This is a genomic window from Nonomuraea sp. NPDC003201 (assembly GCF_053590415.1).
Window position 1 is genome coordinate 1 of sequence record NZ_JBSFTC010000498.1, and the last position, 4,534, is coordinate 4,534.

Consider the following 4,534-nt stretch of genomic DNA (forward strand, 5'->3'; position numbering starts at 1 on the left):
CCTGGACGTGTCCGGATACGGCACCGCCAACGGCACCAAGGTGCAGATCTGGACCTGCACCGGCGCCACCAACCAGAAGTGGGCCCGCGCCTGACACCGTCTGGCGACGAGCCCCCGGCTTCCCGCCCACTCTCGGGGGACGGGAAGCCGGGCCCTCCCTGACTCGAATCGGTTCGACAGCAGAGGAACACTCATGTCCCGACGTCCGTGGCTCACCTTGCTGACCACGATGGCGCTGATCACTCCCGGAGCACTCGCGCTCGACGCCTCCCCGGCGAACGCCCTCGCCATCCCGGCGGCCGACTACCAGCAGGTGTCACTCGCGTCGGGAGGTGCCGAGCTGGGTGAGGCGATGTCGCTGGCCGTGATGCCGAACCGGTCGGTCGTGCACACGGCGCGCGACGGCACGGTGCGCGTCACCGACGTCAGCGGCAACACGAAGGTGGCCGGCAGGCTCAACGTCTACAGCCACGACGAGGAGGGCCTGCAGGGTGTGGCGGTGGACCCCGACTTCGCCTCCAACCGGTACCTCTGGCTCTACTACTCGCCGCGGCTGAGCACGCCGAACGGTGATGCGCCGACCAACGGCTCGCAGGCGCAGTTCGACCAGTGGAAGGGCGAGCTGCACCTGTCCCGGTTCGTCCTCAAGGCGGACGACACGCTCGACCTGGCCAGCGAGAAGGTGGTCCTGCGGGTCCAGAACGACCGCGGCCAGTGCTGTCACGTGGGCGGGGACATCGACTTCGACGCCGCCGGAAACCTCTATCTGACCACCGGCGACGACAGCAACCCCTTCGAGTCCAGCGGCTACTCCCCGCTGGACGAGCGGACCGACCGCAACCCGCAGTTCGACGCCCAGCGCTCGGCCGGCAACACCAACGACCTGCGTGGCAAGCTCCTGCGCATCAAGCCGCAGCCCGACGGCACCTACACGATTCCCAGCGGCAACCTGTTCGCGCCGGGGACGGCGAAGACCCGGCCGGAGATCTACGCGATGGGCTTCCGCAACCCGTTCCGGATGAGCGTGGACAAGGCGACCGGCATCGTCTACCTCGGCGACTACGGGCCGGACGCGGGGGTGACCAACTCCAACAGAGGGCCGAGCGGGCAGGTGGAGTTCGACCGCATCACCGGTCCGGGCAACTACGGATGGCCGTACTGCACGGGCGCGAACACCACCAGCGAGACCTACAACGAATGGAACTTCGCCACCAACGGCACCGGCCCGAAGTACAACTGCGCGGGCGGCCCGACCAACAACTCCTTCCGCAACACCGGCCTGACCACGCTGCCTGCGGCGAAGCCGGCGTGGATCAGGTACGCGGGGGACGCCGGAAGCCCGCCGGAGTTCGGCTCCGGGTCGGAGTCGCCGATGGGCGGTCCGGTCTACCGTTACGACCCCAACCTGAACTCGGCCGTCAAGTTCCCCCAGACGCTCGACGGGCGGTTCTTCGCCGGCGAGTACGGCCGGCGCTGGATCAAGGCGATCGAGGTCAAGGCGGACGGCGCCTACGGGGAGATCTCGGCGTTCCCCTGGACGGGGACGCAGGTGATGGACATGGCCTTCGGGCCTGACGGGGCCCTGTACGTCCTCGACTACGGCGACGGCAACAACAACCAGGCGCTGTATCGAATCGAGTACATCGGCAGCGCCAACCGCAATCCGATCGCCAAGGCGTCCGCCGACAAGACGTCGGGACCGGGCCCGCTGACGGTGAACTTCTCCTCGGCGGGCAGCTCCGACCCGGAGGGCGGCGCGCTGACGTACTCGTGGAACTTCGGCGACGGCACCACCTCCACGGCGGCGAATCCGAGCAAGACCTACACCACGAACGGCGCCTACACGGCGACGCTCACGGTCCGGGACCCGCAGGGTCTCACCGGCACGGCGAGCGTGATCGTGAACGTCGGCAACACCGCGCCGACGGTCACCCTCACCACGCCTGCCGACGGGCAGCTGTTCTCCTTCGGCGACACCGTGCCCTTCCAGGTCACCGTCACCGACCCGGAGGACGGCACGATCGACTGCGCCGGGGTCACCGTCGCCTACTTCCTCGGCCACGACAGCCACCGCCACCAGATCACCTCCAAGACCGGCTGCTCGGGCTCCATCTCGGTGCCGGTGGACGGTGAGCATGACGCCGCGGCCAACATCTACGGCGTCTTCGTGGCCTCCTACACCGACAAGGGCGGTCTGACCTCCACCAGCGACCGTACGCTCCAGCCTCGGCACCGGCAGGCCGAGCACTTCGGCGCCCAGCAGGGCATCCAGACGGCCGACCACGCCACCTCGGAAGGCGGCAAGACGGTCGGCTTCACCGACGACGGCGACTGGATCTCCTTCCAGCCGTACAACCTGGGCAACGCGACGAGGATCACCGCGCGGGTCTCGTCGGCCGGCGCGGGCGGCCGGATCGAGGTGCGCGCGGGCTCGGCGACGGGCACACTGCTGGGAACGGTGAACGTGGCGAGCACCGGCAGCTGGGACACCTTCACCGACGTCTCGGCGAACCTCAGCGGCGCGCCGGCCGGCACCACGACGCTCTATCTGGTCTTCCGCGGCCCGACCGGACAGGGCTACCTGTTCGACGTGGACGCCTTCACTCTCGACACCGGCACCCCGCCCTCGGGGAGCACGAGTGCGCTCAAGGGTGTGGGGTCGGGCCGGTGCCTGGATGTCAGCGGAGCCTCGCAGGCCAACGGCGCGCAGGCGCAGATCTGGGACTGCAACGGTCAGCCGAACCAGCAGTGGACGTCGACCGCCGCGGGTGAGCTGCGGGTTTATGGCGGTAAGTGCCTGGATGTGAGCGGGGCCGGGACGGCGGACGGTGCCGCGGTGATCATCTGGGACTGCAACGGGCAGAACAACCAGAAGTGGCGCCTCAACGCCGACGGCACGATCACGGCGGTGGGGGCGAACAAGTGCCTGGACGTCAACGGCACCGCCAACGGCACCAAGATGCGCATCTGGACCTGCAACGGAGGAACCAACCAGCGCTGGACCCGCGTCTGAAAGGACACCCCATGCTGCGACATCTCACCCCCGCCGCGCTCGGGCGCATCGCGGGGAGCGACCGGAAGACATCCGTGCTGCGACGCCTGTCAATGACGGCGGTGGCGATCATCGCCGCCGCGACGGTGATCCCCGCCATCCCCGCCCAGGCCGCCGCCTTCAAGGTGCTGGTGTTCTCCAAGACGGCCGCGTTCCGGCACGACTCGATCCCCAACGGGATCCAGGCCATCCGCGACCTGGGGGCCGCCAACGACTTCGCCGTCGACGCCACCGAGGACGCGAACGCCTTCAGCACCGCCAACCTGGCCCAGTACAAGGCGGTGGTGTTCCTCAGCACCACCGGTGACGTGCTGAACGACAACCAGCAGGCCGCCTTCCAGACGTACGTGGACGGCGGGGGCGGTTACGTGGGGGTGCATTCGGCCGCGGACACCGAGTACAACTGGGCCTACTACGGGCAGCTGATGGGAGCCTGGTTCAACAACCACCCGGCCATCCAGCAGGCCACCGTACGGAACGAGGACCGGGCGCACGCCGCGACCGCCCACCTGGGGGCGACCTGGTCACGTACCGACGAGTGGTACAACTACCGCACCAACCCCCGGCCGAACGTCCGGGTGCTGCAGAGCCTGGACGAGGGCAGCTACAGCGGCGGGGGCATGGGCGATCACCCGATCACCTGGTGCCACCCCCAGTCCTCCGGCCGCGCGTTCTACACCGGCCTGGGGCACACCAAGGAGTCGTACGCCGATCCGAACTTCCGCACGCTGCTGCTCGGCGGAATCCGGTACGCGGCCAAGGCCACCAACGCCGACTGCCGCCCGGAGACCGGGTACACGACGTTGTACAACGGCTCGACGACGGGCTGGTCGCAGGCCGGGCCGGGGTCGTTCGCCAACAGCGACGCCACGCTGACCTCCCAGGGCGGCATGGGCATGCTGTGGTACAACGCCAAGGAGTTCCGCTCCTACTCCGTCAAGCTCGACTGGAAGATGACCGGCGACTCCAACTCCGGCGTGATCGTCGGTTTCCCGGCCACCAGCGACCCCGACGCGGCGCTCAACACCGGATATGAGGTGCAGATCGACGCGACCGACACCTCTGACAAGACGACCGGGGCGATCTACGGGTTCAAGGCCGCCGACATCGCCGCCCGCGACGCGGCGCTGAACCCGCCGGGTCAGTGGAACACCTATGAGCTGCTGGTGGAGGGTGAGCGGCTGCAGGTGTTCCTGAACGGCACCAAGATCAATGATTTCACCAACGCCGATCCGGTCCGCTCGCTCCAGCAGGGCTACATCGGCATCCAGAACCACGGGTCCGGCGACGTGGTGTCGTTCCGCAACATCCGCGTCAAGGAACTGACCAGCACACCGGGCGGTACGGGCGCGCTCAAGGGTGCGGGGTCGGGCCGGTGCCTGGATGTCAGCGGAGCCTCGCAGGCCAACGGCGCGCAGGCGCAGATCTGGGACTGCAACGGTCAGCCGAACCAGCAGTGGACGTCGACCGCCGCGGGTGAGC

The 4,534-nt window shown here is 68.7% G+C and carries 3 protein-coding genes; all 3 read left to right on the forward strand.

Annotated features, from left to right (window positions below; translation table 11 throughout):
• Positions 1-7: 7 nt before the first annotated feature.
• Positions 8-94 (forward strand): hypothetical protein, encoded by an 87-nt coding sequence (locus tag ACWDX9_RS58950; RefSeq protein WP_319717862.1) that lies wholly within the window; start codon positions 8-10, stop codon positions 92-94.
• A 99-nt stretch (positions 95-193) separates the two neighbouring features.
• A complete protein-coding gene (locus ACWDX9_RS58955; protein ID WP_449972305.1) occupies positions 194-3,013 on the forward strand; it encodes a PQQ-dependent sugar dehydrogenase in 2,820 nt (939 codons plus the stop codon).
• 11 nt (positions 3,014-3,024) lie between these two features.
• Positions 3,025-4,534: ThuA domain-containing protein (locus ACWDX9_RS58960; RefSeq protein ID WP_449972307.1), on the forward strand; the 1,510-nt coding region annotated here is incomplete at its 3' end.

Bases quoted from the DNA above. Each gene is read 5' to 3' on its own strand.
- ACWDX9_RS58955 (WP_449972305.1), top strand. From the start codon at position 194: ATGTCCCGACGTCCGTGGCTCACCTTGCTGACCACGATGGCGCTGATC.